Below are 13,647 nucleotides of genomic sequence, written 5' to 3'. Positions count from 1 at the left end.
AAAATTACCAGTTATATCATTGATAGTGGGAAAAAAGATGAGCAGCCAAGATATTGATAAGGCTTACGTAAGCCCTTACGACCGATTTTTATATCAATTTGATGCTACCCATGAAAAATCAGCGTCGCAATTAAAGGAAATTAAAAAACATCAGCGAATCTTTAGACTTCGTGATCACGCCAATCCGGAAGAAAGACAGGAAGAGATTTGGAAGGACTTTTAGTGAGTTGCTGTGGCTAAGCATTACAGGAAGTAGTACTTGGCTTCACGGCAGACAATCAGGAGAAAGGTGAAAAAAATTGGCATTAACTTAGGAAAGCATGCAATATTTTATAAAACAGGATGGTTAATAGAGATGCTGCAGGCAAAGTAAGAACCCATGATGTAAAGATATTACGGATAACAATTAGATTTAATGCACCAATGCCTCGGGCCAAGCCGACACCAAGAACGGCACCCACGAGCGTTTGTGTGGCAGACACAGGAATCCCAAGACTGGTTGCAACGACGACGGTGGTTGCGGCAGAAAGAGTTGCTGCAAAAGCCCGGCTGGGAGTTAATGCTGTGATTGAACTGCCCACCGTTTCAATAACTTTTCTGCCATACATCAATAAGCCGGTGACCACGCCAACACATCCTAGCAAAATAATCCAGGCCGGGTAATCGGTCACTTCAAAGGGTTGTTGAGCATCGGTGATAAGGCTATGAATGATCGTCAGAGGGCCGACTGCTAAGGACACGTCATTGGCACCATGGGCGAATACCATGGCACATGCAGTCATTGCCATCAATACGGCAAAGAATTTCTCGACCTGCAAAAACCGCTCTCGGCGTCTTAGCATCGGTTTTTCGGGAATATTTTTGATAAAAATCATGCCAACGATGGTAATAATGATGCTGGTGGCTAAAGTAACGGCAATATCTTGTTTGATATTTAAATGAATATCAAAATGATTTAGTCCTTTGAATACAGTAATAAAAGACAAAATAGAGCCAACTAAAAACAAGTAAATTGGGATATACAATTTGGCTTTTATCAAGGGGTCACTTTTAACAAAAATGGCCTGTTGGATGCTGGTAAATAACGCAAAGGCAGTGGTGCCGGCAATTAAGGGAGAAGTAACCCAGCCAATTGCAATATGAGAAACCTGATGCCAATGAATGGCATTTTTTCCTAATACGAGACTCCCAAATCCAACCATGGAGCCTACCAAGGCATTGGTTATGGATACTGGCAAGCCAAAAAAACTGGCAAGATTCATCCAAATAGTACAGGCTATCAGCACGCTAAGCATGCCTTCCACCAGTAATAATGGCTGTTGCGATAATTCACTGGTATTGATAATACCGTCGCGCATGGTTTCGGTTACCCCTGTGCCACCCAGAAATGCTCCAGCAAATTCGAAAAGAATAGCAATCAGCATCGCTTGCTTGACCGTCACGGCTTTGGAACCCATCGTGGTACTCATGACGTTGGCAAGATCATTGGCACCAACCCCCCAAGTCATAAAAAAGCAAAGAATAGCAGCAAGAATTACAAATACAATTGATAAATCCATAAGTCAGATTACCGGGCAATGAGAATTTGCAGCCGACCCCCACGATTTGGGCATGATCAGCCAAGTCACCAATCCATTGAACCAGTTTATAGAGAAAAATCACTTCGATGGCGGGTAAATCCTTTTCCAGCTCAAAAATGCGATGCCTGATATCGGCTAATTTGTCATCACTATCATGTTCGATTTCATCCAGCGTAAGAATCATTTCTTCCACAATGTTTACTTCACTGCCGCGAAAGCCGGTTTCCAGCAATTCATCTAATTCGTTTATGGCTTTACAGGCTTGTTTAGCTGCATCTAGGCAGCGATGCAAGAAAGGCATGAACACTCCAGAAAGCACTTTGGGAATAATCATGCGTCGGCTCATAATCAAGCCAGCGATGTCTTCTGCTTTATTAGCAATGCGATCTTGGGCGCTTAGTAGTTCCAGTAAATCGGTACGAGAAACAGGAAGAAATAATCCAGTTGGTAAATGAAGTCGTAAATCTCTTTTAATCAGATCAGCTTCTTTTTCAATCGCAATTATTTTTTGTCTAAGGTCATCAGCCGTTTCCCAATCTTGCTCAAGAACAGCTTCAAAAAATGGATAGAGCTGCTTTGCACAATGGTATGCTTTACGCATATGCTGCTCAATAGGCCTGATTGGTGATGGCCCGAACATATTAAATATGCGACTCATAATGATAACCCTAGCAAAGATTAGCGCAGATTATAACCAATATTTTGTTAAAAAAAATTAGAAATTTATGATGATTAAAGCATTTGCAAATCATTTGCATGCATTAGTTGTGCTAAGCGGCTTAAGCTTAACAAGCTTGCATGGTGATTTTCTTCCGTATGGGCACTGCAAGCGTCAATGATGACTATCATATTATAACCGCGGTCATGTCCTTCTCTAACCATGGATTGTACGGCCATATCAGTAGAGAAGCCGCTGACAAATACATTTTTAATAGGATGGGTTCGAAGAATCAAATCAAGTTCCGTACCATAAAATGGACTAATACGATGTTTGGTAATGATTAAATCATCTTGTTTGAGATGTAAGCTATCCAGAAAATTGGTGCCCCATGTACCAAGCTTTAGGGCTTCTTTTTGAGGCAACTGGGCAAAGATCGGGGAATTTTGCAGGCATTCAGGATAATGATCACTAAATCCAACGCGAACAAACACGAGTAGCCAATCATTTTTTCGAGCATGATCGATGCTTTGATTTACTCGTTCAATGACATGATTTTTCTGTAGCAGTTCATGTCCTTTAGCCACTTTGCCGTGAGGATGAGTCAAGTCATTTATAAAATCTATTATAATGAGTGCATTATTTTTCATATCAATTTCCATCCATGATTAAAGCTGGTTAGTTGATGCAGTACGGTTACGCAAACCATAGGAAAGTAGGATGCCTATCGCACCCCCTAAAGCAATGTCTGTTAGTCTTGCATGACCAATGTCTTGATAATTACTTCCTGCATATAAGACCACGAAAAAACATCGAATTGCAAAGGAATATAAATAGGAATGAAACAGGCGTAGCGTGAGTAAAATGCAAATCATATAAATATATTCAAGCCAGGGTGAATAGGGTGTTATCTTGATGATGATTAAGCCGAGGCTTACGCCAAAAGCAACGCCTACTAATCGTTGCTGATATCTCGTTTTGGCTTTGGAAAAATCCAGACTTAACATTGAAAAACACGACCAAATTAACCATTCGCCTTCTGCAAGATGCAAATTGGCCAGAAGCGTGATGGTAATAAAGAGTGCCAGAGGATATTTTACATAATAACGTAAGTATTTTTTTTGTAGGACGAATGCTGGAAGTGTCCAGGATGTTGAGCGTTTGCTATATAATGCGATGAAACATCCACTTAAAGTCAGCAAAGAAATAAGCAGGAATTCTGACCAATGGATTCTTAAACTTTGATGGATATGAAAGCTGGCATAGACAACGCCAATGATCCACCAGCTTGTCATGGTTTTTAATTGCTTGTTTTGTTTTTCATACACAGAAAACAAGGTCACTGGGATTGCTAAAAAAAGAAAAAAAAGCACCCAATCCTGAATAAGTAAGGATGCAATAAAGCTGCAAATTATAATGAACAGGGAAAAGAGGTAGGTAATCTGCTTGTTCGCATGCGCGACACCAAATGGTATAACGGCACAAACGGCATAAAACGAAGCTAATAAATAATGCTGATCATGAAGTACGATGCTTGCCATTATACCTGGGAGTAATGCCAAGGCAATTTGCAGCGTTGGTTCTTTGTTGATTGTAAAACGTTCCATATGCATAACAAATAAGGGAAAAAATCTGGTACCTTTTCCATTTAATTTTGACGGGTTGTCTCTCATTCCCGCGAAAGCGGGAAACCATATTTAATGTGGCTCTGTGCTCTGTTCAGAATGGATCCCCGCCTGCACGGGGATGACAAGAAACAGAGCAGAGATGACAAAAAACAGAACCATTTATGCAACCTGTCAAAGCTAAATGGAATAGCTGCTAGTTTATACTACTGTATTTTGATTTCATACTTGGCTTTTAAACAGGGTGTTGATTTGATAACAATACCTCCATTTCAGCCTGAAATTATTTAAAAAACATGAGGATTTATTATGTACATTACCAAGGTAATAGGACGGGAAATTCTGGATTCGCGTGGTAATCCAACGGTGGAGGCCGATGTGGTGTTGGAAAATGGAGTCATAGGCAGAGCAAGTGTCCCCTCAGGTGCCTCTACAGGCAGTCGTGAAGCTTGTGAATTGCGTGATCATGACCCGCATCGTTATGTGGGCAAAGGAGTAATTCAGGCAATTAGCCATATTAATCATGAAATTAATGCTGCTTTGCAGCATTTTTCAGTGGCCGAACAAGAATGCATTGATGCACGCTTGTGTGAATTGGATGGTACAGAAAACAAGTCTCGTCTGGGGGCAAATGCTATTCTTGCTGTTTCACTTGCTTGTGCAAGAGCTTATGCTAAGGCTTCTGAATTGCCGTTGTTTAAGGTGCTTAATCAGGATGAAGTGATGCGGATGCCGGTGCCCATGATGAATGTCTTAAATGGCGGGGCGCATGCAGACAATAATGTTGATATCCAAGAGTTTATGATAATGCCCATAGGGGCCTCTGATTTCGCAACAGCCTTGCAAGTGGGCACAGAGACGTTTCATGTACTTAAATCTGTACTTAAAAAACAAGGATTAAACACAGCGGTGGGTGATGAGGGTGGTTTTGCTCCTAATCTTAGGTCCAACCGTCAAGCGCTCGACATTTTGGCAGAAGCGGTGCAGTCCGCTGGTTTTCATTTAGGACGCGATATTGTTTTTGCGTTGGACGTGGCTGCGTCAGAACTGTTTGTTGAAGGGAAATATCATTTAATTTCAGAAAATAAAACATTTAATCATGAAGGATTGATTGAATATTATACTGAATTAGTAAAACAATTTCCTATTGTTAGCATAGAGGATGGTTTAGACGAAGGTGATTGGGCCGGATGGCAAGCATTAACCAAGCAGTTGGGTGATCAAATACAATTGGTCGGAGATGATTTGTTTGTAACAAATCCTCATCTTTTAAAAAAAGGCATTGTTGAGGAAACTGCAAATGCCATTCTGATTAAACTCAATCAAATTGGCACGCTCAGCGAGACAAGAGAGACGATGCGTCTGGCTCATGAGCACGATTATCGTTGTGTCATATCACATCGCTCTGGGGAAACTGAGGATACTTTTATTGCTGATCTGGCAGTGGCCAGTGGTTGTGGTCAAATCAAAACAGGTTCTCTCTGCCGTACTGACCGAATAGCAAAATACAATCAATTATTACGGATTAATGAACAAATTTCGTTGCCTTATGCTGGCAGAACCATCTTAAGATCGTCTGGCATTTCAAGGTAATCTAAAAATTTTTGAAAAAGTACCAGTTTTTGTTTGGCATCTACACTTGAGGTCATTTGTAACCACAATTTGTCATCAATGTGCAACAGTGGATTTAAATGGCCTAAAGCGTGCGCAATTTAGGCATAGAGACGAGGCTGGCGTATTAAATGCATAATCATGTTATGCTATTAAATTAAATATCTTGAGAGTTTTTCCATGCGAATAATTATTGCTTGTTTAGTGTTGGCATTGATTGGTTTGCAATATAAATTATGGCTTGGTGACGGCAGCATCTCTCAATGGCTGCAACTTGAAAAAAAACTCGACGCGCAAAAATCCGAAAATAAAAAATTGCTCAAGCGTAATCGTGCTATAGAAGCGGATATCCTGGAATTAAAATCTGGGGAACAAGCTCTGGAGGAACAAGCACGCTTCGAGCTTGGTATGATAAAAGATGGTGAAGTGTATTACCATTTTGCCGAATAACGTTCGCCAGTTGTTTTTGAGGAGTCAAAAAGTTATACCGGAATAAAGGGCATATCGGGAAGCGTTATATTAGGGTCCCATAAACTAATCATATATCCTCCTCCCCCAGAGCCGGTTGGCTTGACTGCAATTGCACCAGCGTTACGCAGTGTTTCCATATGCTGTTTTAGATTTTCACTTACAAGCCCCCACTGCTGAAAGCAATTTGCCGCAAGATTGATTGCCTGTGCAAGCATTTCTTGAGATTTCGGCTGGAAACATTCCAATGCTTGTTGCGCCAGAGATACGCTATGCAGCATTTCCTGGTCAATTTGCTCTGCATGGTTGGGATTCGTTTCCCATAAATGTTTTACTTGATGAATGCAGTGTGACGTAATGCCAATTTGACCACAAGACGATAAATACCATCGTGGCTTCCACTTCTGTTCGATTTTTGAATAAAGTCCTTGTTTGAAATATATTCCTGTATTTGAGGCGACGCCGGCGATATCTAATCCACTGCTTTGTCCGTGAAACATATGTTCTAATTCTTTGGCAAAATGATGGAGTTCCCAATTCGTCAGCATGTTTTGAGTGGAAAACCATCGTGCTACTGCAACACACAGCGCTGCGGACGCTCCCATACCAACACCAATAGGGATATTACTGGATAAATGGAAGTGGCCGTTTAGGCTATTGAGAGACTTCCCCAAAATTTGCATTCCTTGCTCAAGTACACTCCAAAATAACAAGTGCATATCAGCGCCACTTTCACCTTCATAATCTGCATTTAATTCTGACGTGGATTGACGATAACTGAGTGTGAGTTTTTTTTCATGAATTGGAAATACCAGAGCGCTATGACCGCGAATGGCTGAATGCTCTCCGGCAAGAATCCATTTTCCATGAGTGGTTGTTTGAAAATCATATGACATCGTAATTGCCTATCAGATGGTCTTTTTTAAATTGGTTTGCCAGATCCATTTGCTCTTGACGGTAAAGCAAATGAATATTCGGCCCAGCATCCATGGTGACAATAGGGCCGTCGCCCTTGCGTTGCCATAAGTCCTGCAGCTTTTTTAATGCTTCCTGACTCTGTTCTGTCATGTAGGAAAATGGGGCAGTACAGGTAGCAAACAGTTGATGAATATCATGAAATTCACGCCAACAAATTTGATAAGCACTTCCCCAGTCTTTAGACTCCAGGGCATTTAGCAGGACTTTTAAGTTATTTTCCGCCCGCTCACTACGGGTTGAGTATAATTTGCTGGTACGAATACGTTGATGTGCCTCGCTCGAAGATACCTTTTTTCTTCATGGCTGATGATAATCACTTGATGAATTAATTCTTTGTAAGGTAAATCAATGGCTTGAACGATTTTATCTTGCCATAAAGCCCAGGGGCTGAAAAAAGAGCGGCAAGATGAGCCGGAGCCTTCACGGCTTAATTGTGCCTGTATTTCAACAGCAGGAAGTTCCTTGTGTGTTAATTCACTTAAGGCCAGAGAGGCGCATTTAGTTAGAGCAGCAAAACTTGAAGCGGAACTTGCTAAGCCACTACTATGTGGGAAGTTGTTACTGGAGCGTACAATAAATGCTCCAGTATATTTAAAATACGCTTTCAAGTGTGCTAAATGCTGCAGAAAACGCTCTTGTGCCGCACGTGGAAGAATAAAATGCATGGCGCCTGGAATATTTAATGGTTCCCAAAAGTCTTTTTTTCCTGCCTGCGTTTCCAATACCACACTACTTAATAATTTGTTTAATGTATAGGATAAAGAAGAATTAATAGGTATATTTTGTTTATCTTCTTTTTTGCCCATATACTTTATCAGAGCGATATTTGATGGTGCTTGAGCGAACCATTGCATTCATTATCTCCTTAAAAAATCTAGTGTCCGGGGACATCGTTCCATAAAATTTTGTGCAGTTGTAATTGAAATCGTACCTTGAGACGATCTTTTACTATCCAATTAGCCAGTGTGGTAGGGTTGAGTTGCCCCCAACTGGGTGAAAAAAGAATTTGTGTTCGAGCAGTCAATTGGTGCTTATTAATCATAGTGCATGCCCATTGATAATCATCATGGCTGCATAATACAAATTTAATTTGATCCGTTTTTTTAAGATGATCGAGATTAGATAATTTGTTTTTTGCGCATTCGCCAGAATCTGGTGTTTTCAAATCCATAACGATCATGACCCGTTCATCAACGGTGGATATATCCCGGGCTCCACTGGTTTCTAATGAAACATTGTAACCGGTATCACATAATTGTTTGAGCAGATGAAGACAACCGGGTTGTGCCAGAGGCTCACCGCCCGTGATACAGACGTGTTGGCATTCAAAGGAAACAACGCGAGATATAATTTCTTCTATATGGATTAACTCCCCACCATGGAATGCGTAAGCGGTATCGCAATATTGACAACGCAAAGGACAACCAGTAAGCCTGATAAAGGTAGTAGGCAGACCGATGGTAGTAGATTCGCCTTGTAACGAATGGAATATTTCAGTAATACGTAATTGATTAGGTAATCGTTTTTTCATCAGGATATTTTCCCCGCACGGCGCAGCGGTGGCGGTATTTGCTGCATTTTACAACAAAATGCTTTCTGAGGGATAAAAAACATGCATAAATGATGCATTTTATCCATGACGGATGCGGCGCGTTGCTATTACTAACCTCTATTATATGTCTAATGAGCGCAATTTTGTGGTGGCTAATTGTGCTGTATTCGTATCAGGATAGTTTTTGATAACCTGTTGTAGTCGTTGTTTTGCCTCATTGTTTTTTCCCGACGCAGCTAAAGCATAACCAATTTTTAATAAGCTTGCTGCTGATTTGCTAGACGATGGGAATTGTTGCAATACTGCTTCAAAATGTTCAATGGCTTTGGGGTAGTCTTTTTTTAGCATATAAAGCTCACCTAACCAATATTGAGCATTTGCAGCATATCCGCTTTGAGGATATTGAGAGATATACGTCTGCATGGCGTTGGTGGCTTCATCATATTTTTTATTTTTATTAATTCATAAGCAGCAAGGTAACTGATCTGTTCGTCAGCCGGATTGGCATGTATGGCATTACCTGAAACCGATGCAGGCACTCTGTCAGGGACTGGTGTTGGATTATTGATGCTTGTGGTCTTTTTCACAGGTTCAGGTTTATCGATAGTTATATCTTTCTTAGCAGTTTGGACTGGACTGTTATTATGTAAACGGGAGTCCAAATCTTTATAAAAAGCTAATTGTTGTTCTTGGAGTAATTTCAGATCATGCGCTTGAACTTCCAACTGACCACGTAATTCTTGAACTTCTTGCTGTAAATTTTGGATCTTGTCCAGCAAGGCAGCGTTATCACGATTACTGGCGGTATTGCTGGCAGCCTCGGGTTCATCGTAAGCAAGGGGGGATTCTTCATCATTTTCAGGGAAATCGGCTTGTTGCCGTGCGATAGGTTGCTCAAGTACTTCTTGTTGGTCTTCAAGAAGTGCAAAATTCTCACTATCATCTACGATAGGGACTTCAGAGAATGCACCAAAAGGCAGCATGCAAGAAAAGCATGCTGCAAGGATCAATCGATGGGATTTAATCATCGGGTAGCCTCATAAATTAGTTCGACACGTCGATTTTGGCGGTGAGATGCTTCATCATGGCCGTAATTGGCGGGGCGCTCTTTGCCATAACTGACCACTCTGATTTGCTGCCGATCAACCCCAGCCATGCGCATTAATTCAGCAACGGTGTTAGCTCGGCGCTCACCCAACGCAACGTTGTATTCACGACTTCCGCGTTCATCGGTATGGCCGGCGATCAGTATTCGTGCACCAGGATGGGATTTGAGATACTCTGCTTGGGCATTAACTGAAGGGACATATTTTGATGCTAAGGTAGCATTATCATAAGCAAACAAATAAATCTGATTATGTGGCGCTTGAGTGGTATAAGACTCTCCTGCTTCTTGGCCAGCGAAACGACCGTTTAATTGGCCAAGTCCTTGGGCTGACAAACCACCCTCTTCTGTTGCGGTACCATCGGCGCTTCCCGGAGCTTTAGAGCAAGACGCAAGCAATAAGATGCTGGCAGCTAAAAGTCCTGATTTAAAAATTGATTTGACGTTCATTGAGTGTATCTCCTTGAAATGATTTATTTGTCAATATTATTATTTGGCGCGTATTAACAATCGCTTTCAGCATTTTCGCTTTGTAAAAGCAAATGTCAACACGCTTTAAAACACTTCATAACATCTAGATTTTTTTAATCCGTGTTGATGGTGGCACATTGTACAATTGTTTATAATTTTTCGCCATTGTCTTTGAATATGGAGATTGCTGTTTTATATGGGCGATGACGAACTCTGTCATAATTTCTGTAAATTCTTTCACGGCTATGTTGGCAGCGAGGACTCCCCCGTAAGGCGTGTTTTCAGGACATTGCACGTCTCGTTTAATGATTTTCGACGCGATAACATGATTATCAGCAACGTACGTTAACACGACTTTGACAATAAGTTCTATCCTGCTGGGATTTGCCAAAAAATTCTGATGTAATTCGATAAGCTGAGTATCTAACCGGTAATCTGCTTTTTCGCCATAAGGGGTTGAGATGACGGCAGAAAAGTAATTACTGTATTGCAGGCTTTGCAAAATAAGAGGAAAAAGCATGTTTGCTGGCGCCCCTACCCAAGCACTATGGGCAAAAGGATTTAATTCAAACGGTTTAACCATATAAAGCATTTGTTCAGTCTGATAACCTGCGACAGCCTCTGGTTGGGTAACCAGTATGGATGAGGCTGAACGTTTTCCTTTGACTGGTGTGCAACCGAAATTTTCCAATTTATATTGGTTATTAACAGATGTTTTAACGGCACATCCGCTACCCAAACTCAGCAGGCATATAAAGAGAACACAGCGTAAGACAGATCCTTTATTCACAGTTATTCTCCCGGGCCTGATTTAGGGGGGGTGCTGCCACGAATGATAACGGCTGGGTTTTGTCGCATTTGTGCACTCACAATTTCAAGATTGGCGGCAATTAAATCCAGGCGTCGTAATAATATGATGGCCGGAGGAATGGTTTGTTGTGATATTTTATCAATACCGTCCTTGCCTGCTTTCATAGTCATACTGAATTGATTACCTGCTTTGGACATGTCTTCCGTCATCTTGCCAAATTTGTGAATGCCTGCTTTAAGTTCATGAATGACTTTAGGTAATTCTTGAAGGCTTTTATTAATATTTTCATCGTTTTTGGCAATGGAATAAGAGATTTTTTGCAGATTGCTTAAGGATTCTTTCAAATTCTCTGAATTTTCCTGCGTTAAAATGCGCTTAAATCCATGGCTGATGTCGTTAATGTTTTTTTCCAAGCGATTAAAAAAAGATGGTTTCGCAGGTATGACAGGATAAGGTTCTCCAGGGGTTTTTTGCAGAGGAACAAACGTTGATGAACTTGGGGATAGTCCCAAATAGGTCGTTCCGGTAATCCCTTGGGTAATTAAAGTCGCATAAGTGCTTGTGGTGATAGGAGTTCCTTCTTCGATTTTAAGCAATATTTTGACACGTCGTGGATCAAATTTACTTAATTCAATTTTGCTTACCTGTCCAACTTTTACACCATTATATTTGACCAGTGATTCTTCAGACAAACCCGTTACGGATTCATTCATATACACCGTGTACATATTATATTCTTTTCTATCGAATCCGATAGATAGCCAAAGGCCTGCGATGATAAGACCGGCGGTTAGAATGACGACGGTTAATCCAACCATGGTGTAGTTAATTTTTGATTCCAAGCACAATGCTCCCTGTTTAATGGCTACTATTTTAAAATTTACTGAAATAATCAGCAATTAATGGATGATCATTTTGCATTAATTTATCAATTGGTTCCACGCTGATTATTTTTCCTTTGCCTACAAAAGCGACGCGATCCGTCGTGCGCTGCAGAGATTCAATGTCATGACTGACAATCACAATGGTTAGATTCAATGCATTTCTTAAAAAAAGAATCAACTCATCAAATTGTTTGGCACTTAATGGGTCGAGTCCTGAGGTAGGTTCATCAAGAAATAATAATTCAGGATCCATGGCAATGGCGCGTGCTGCCGCAGCACGTCTTTGCATTCCTCCGCTGAGTTCTGCCGGAAATTTTCCGCCAGTTTCTTTAGATAAACCGACAAGCATTAGTTTTAAAATAGCCAGTTCGTGCATGAGTTGTTTATCAAGCGACGCCAGTTCGCGCATGGGAAACATGATGTTTTCAAGGACTGTCATTGCTGAAAAAAGAGCGCTATGTTGAAATAGCATGCCCCAACGTTGACGAAGTGCGTTCGCTTCATGTTCACTGATGTGTTCAATATCTTTTCCAAATACCTTAATGGTACCTGCCGTTGGTTTTAATAACATGAGAATGCTGCGTAAGATGGTTGTTTTTCCGCTGCCACTGCCGCCAATGATGGCAAGAATTTCTCCCTTTTCTACAGTAAGGTTTACATCAGAATGAACCCATTGGCTGCCTAAATAATTCTTTAATCCTTTGATTTCAATAATGGGCTCGCTCATGTTTAAAGATCCAGCCAACTGTAGATAACAGAATATATTGCATCGGCAACAATAATTAGAAATAATGCTTGCACCACGCTTTTTGTGGTTTTTTCCCCCAAGCTGTCTGCATTGGCTTCCACACAAAATCCTTGAAAACATCCAACCAGTGCAATCAGAATTGCAAATGCAGGTGCTTTATATAAACCTAACATCATTTGCTTTAGGCCGACAGAATCTTGCAAACGAGTCATAAAGTCGACATAGCCAACATGTAACATAAATTTGGACATAATCATAGCGCCGACGGTGCTGAAGAAGTCGGACCAAAAAATAAGTAAAGGAAATATTAATAATAATCCGAGCATCTTGGGAACTACCAATAATTCCGTGGGAGAAAGTCCCATGGTATATAATGCGTCTATCTCTTCATTAATTTTCATACTACCAATTTGAGCCGTAAACGATGAGCTGGTTCGGCCAGCGACAATAATGGCGGTAATTAATGGCGCAAACTCACGAAAGATCGCCATGCCTGATAAGTAAGCAATAAAAATATTGGCACCATAAGTTTCTAGCTGTAAGCCCATCTGATAAGCAAGAACAACACCGATTAAAAAGGAGAGCAAACCGATAATCGGTAAGGCGGTGACGCCTGTGGCATAAATAGTGGCAACTATACTTGGAAAATGAAATCGTCGCATATGATGGAAGGCCGCCATAATTTTTTCGCTCAGGTCGCCTACCAAAACAATTAAACCGTTGGCTTGATTTAGTTTGTGGATTGTTTCTTTACCAATATGATGTAAGACATTTTCCCGTTTGGGCGAAGGGGGAGCGTAGTGTAGGTTTTCGCTTTTTTCTTCAATGACGGAAAGCAAGTCTTTTTGTTGCTTGTTAAATTTGTCCAATGTGATGGAGTTATGCTGCGTTTTTAATTCTGCTATGCAATGCCAGAGAGTTAATGCGCCGGCACTGTCAAATTTTGTCAATGCTTCGCCATTAATAGTAAGTTTTGCCGAGGAAGGAATAGAGCTTTGTTTGAATTCTCTAAAGAGATTTCCAATGTGAGTAATTGACCAATCTCCTTCACAACGATAGGTATTATTTTCCTTGTCAAAAACAAAATGGGCATTTGACTGATCTTTGGGCATAATTGCTATTCTATTGAAAAATAGCCTAGGATAATACGAAATAC

Annotated in this window: 13 protein-coding genes and 3 pseudogenes; 3 read left to right on the top strand and 13 right to left on the bottom strand. The window is 40.8% G+C overall.

What is annotated here, in order from left to right:
* Window positions 1-37: 37 nt before the first annotated feature.
* Window positions 38-223, top strand: coding sequence for a CBU_0585 family protein (locus LOA_RS11870; RefSeq protein WP_025386522.1), 186 nt, complete (start codon window positions 38-40; stop codon window positions 221-223).
* Between the two features lie 82 nt (window positions 224-305).
* Here LOA_RS11870 and LOA_RS11865 read toward each other — a convergent pair whose 3' ends face one another.
* The 4 genes and pseudogenes from LOA_RS11865 to LOA_RS11850 form a co-directional block, all read right to left on the bottom strand.
* Window positions 306-1,559 (bottom strand): inorganic phosphate transporter, encoded by a 1,254-nt coding sequence (locus tag LOA_RS11865; RefSeq protein ID WP_025386521.1) that lies wholly within the window; start codon window positions 1,557-1,559, stop codon window positions 306-308.
* 8 nt (window positions 1,560-1,567) lie between these two features.
* Window positions 1,568-2,220: pseudogene (locus LOA_RS11860) on the bottom strand (TIGR00153 family protein).
* A gap of 92 nt (window positions 2,221-2,312) precedes the next feature.
* Window positions 2,313-2,888 carry a cysteine hydrolase family protein gene (locus LOA_RS11855; protein ID WP_025386520.1) on the bottom strand — a complete coding sequence of 192 codons (576 nt, stop codon included), beginning with the start codon at window positions 2,886-2,888 and terminating at the stop codon, window positions 2,313-2,315.
* 18 nt (window positions 2,889-2,906) lie between these two features.
* Window positions 2,907-3,845 (bottom strand): FUSC family protein, encoded by a 939-nt coding sequence (locus LOA_RS11850; protein WP_158423057.1) that lies wholly within the window; start codon window positions 3,843-3,845, stop codon window positions 2,907-2,909.
* A 327-nt stretch (window positions 3,846-4,172) separates the two neighbouring features.
* Here LOA_RS11850 and eno point away from each other — a divergent pair, with 327 nt between their 5' ends.
* Window positions 4,173-5,456, top strand: a complete 1,284-nt coding sequence (gene eno, locus LOA_RS11840) for a phosphopyruvate hydratase (RefSeq protein WP_025386518.1) — start codon at window positions 4,173-4,175, stop codon at window positions 5,454-5,456.
* A 198-nt stretch (window positions 5,457-5,654) separates the two neighbouring features.
* A complete protein-coding gene (locus LOA_RS11835) occupies window positions 5,655-5,924 on the top strand; it encodes a septum formation initiator family protein (protein WP_025386517.1) in 270 nt (89 codons plus the stop codon).
* 32 nt (window positions 5,925-5,956) lie between these two features.
* On the opposite strand, the gene LOA_RS11830 is transcribed toward LOA_RS11835, so the two are convergent.
* The 9 genes and pseudogenes from LOA_RS11830 to LOA_RS11790 form a co-directional block, all read right to left on the bottom strand.
* Window positions 5,957-6,838: a mevalonate kinase family protein gene (locus tag LOA_RS11830; protein WP_025386516.1), complete on the bottom strand. Its 882-nt coding sequence runs from the start codon at window positions 6,836-6,838 to the stop codon at window positions 5,957-5,959.
* Window positions 6,828-7,774 (bottom strand): annotated as a pseudogene (locus tag LOA_RS11825) (diphosphomevalonate decarboxylase). Before LOA_RS11825 ends, LOA_RS11830 begins: the two are co-directional and overlap by 11 nt.
* A 20-nt stretch (window positions 7,775-7,794) precedes the next feature.
* The gene (gene queE, locus LOA_RS11820) at window positions 7,795-8,451 is read right to left on the bottom strand and encodes a 7-carboxy-7-deazaguanine synthase QueE (RefSeq protein WP_025386515.1); all 657 of its coding nucleotides are present in this window, start codon (window positions 8,449-8,451) and stop codon (window positions 7,795-7,797) included.
* A 141-nt stretch (window positions 8,452-8,592) separates the two neighbouring features.
* Window positions 8,593-9,500, bottom strand: a pseudogene (gene ybgF / locus LOA_RS11815) (tol-pal system protein YbgF).
* On the bottom strand, window positions 9,497-10,027 hold the full coding sequence (gene pal, locus LOA_RS11810) for a peptidoglycan-associated lipoprotein Pal (RefSeq protein ID WP_025386514.1): 531 nt from the start codon (window positions 10,025-10,027) through the stop codon (window positions 9,497-9,499). Before pal ends, ybgF begins: the two are co-directional and overlap by 4 nt.
* Window positions 10,028-10,151: 124 nt before the next feature.
* Complete coding sequence (locus tag LOA_RS11805) at window positions 10,152-10,838, bottom strand: ABC-type transport auxiliary lipoprotein family protein (protein ID WP_025386513.1); 687 nt, start codon at window positions 10,836-10,838, stop codon at window positions 10,152-10,154.
* Between the two features lie 2 nt (window positions 10,839-10,840).
* Entirely contained in the window at window positions 10,841-11,701 is an 861-nt protein-coding gene (locus tag LOA_RS11800) for an MlaD family protein (RefSeq protein ID WP_025386512.1), read from the bottom strand.
* A 31-nt stretch (window positions 11,702-11,732) separates the two neighbouring features.
* Window positions 11,733-12,470 carry an ABC transporter ATP-binding protein gene (locus LOA_RS11795; RefSeq protein WP_025386511.1) on the bottom strand — a complete coding sequence of 246 codons (738 nt, stop codon included), beginning with the start codon at window positions 12,468-12,470 and terminating at the stop codon, window positions 11,733-11,735.
* Window positions 12,471-12,472: 2 nt separating this feature from the next.
* Window positions 12,473-13,603: an MlaE family ABC transporter permease gene (locus LOA_RS11790; protein ID WP_025386510.1), complete on the bottom strand. Its 1,131-nt coding sequence runs from the start codon at window positions 13,601-13,603 to the stop codon at window positions 12,473-12,475.
* Window positions 13,604-13,647 lie beyond the last annotated feature (44 nt).

Source organism: Legionella oakridgensis ATCC 33761 = DSM 21215 (genome assembly GCF_000512355.1).
In the GTDB taxonomy this organism is placed as follows: domain Bacteria; phylum Pseudomonadota; class Gammaproteobacteria; order Legionellales; family Legionellaceae; genus Legionella_A; species Legionella_A oakridgensis.
Note: the sequence above shows the minus strand (reverse complement) of the source record. Positions and strands in the feature narration are given on the sequence as shown.

Excerpts from the sequence above, each read along its gene's own strand:
- pal (WP_025386514.1), bottom strand. The coding sequence starts at position 10,027 with ATGAACGTCAAATCAATTTTTAAATCAGGACTTTTAGCTGCCAGCATC.
- LOA_RS11835 (WP_025386517.1), top strand. The coding sequence starts at position 5,655 with ATGCGAATAATTATTGCTTGTTTAGTGTTGGCATTGATTGGTTTGCAA.
- LOA_RS11790 (WP_025386510.1), bottom strand. The coding sequence starts at position 13,603 with ATGCCCAAAGATCAGTCAAATGCCCATTTTGTTTTTGACAAGGAAAAT.
- LOA_RS11830 (WP_025386516.1), bottom strand. The coding sequence starts at position 6,838 with ATGTCATATGATTTTCAAACAACCACTCATGGAAAATGGATTCTTGCC.
- LOA_RS11795 (WP_025386511.1), bottom strand. The coding sequence starts at position 12,470 with ATGAGCGAGCCCATTATTGAAATCAAAGGATTAAAGAATTATTTAGGC.
- LOA_RS11865 (WP_025386521.1), bottom strand. The coding sequence starts at position 1,559 with ATGGATTTATCAATTGTATTTGTAATTCTTGCTGCTATTCTTTGCTTT.
- LOA_RS11855 (WP_025386520.1), bottom strand. The coding sequence starts at position 2,888 with ATGAAAAATAATGCACTCATTATAATAGATTTTATAAATGACTTGACT.
- eno (WP_025386518.1), top strand. The coding sequence starts at position 4,173 with ATGTACATTACCAAGGTAATAGGACGGGAAATTCTGGATTCGCGTGGT.
- LOA_RS11870 (WP_025386522.1), top strand. The coding sequence starts at position 38 with ATGAGCAGCCAAGATATTGATAAGGCTTACGTAAGCCCTTACGACCGA.
- queE (WP_025386515.1), bottom strand. The coding sequence starts at position 8,451 with ATGAAAAAACGATTACCTAATCAATTACGTATTACTGAAATATTCCAT.
- LOA_RS11850 (WP_158423057.1), bottom strand. The coding sequence starts at position 3,845 with ATGGAACGTTTTACAATCAACAAAGAACCAACGCTGCAAATTGCCTTG.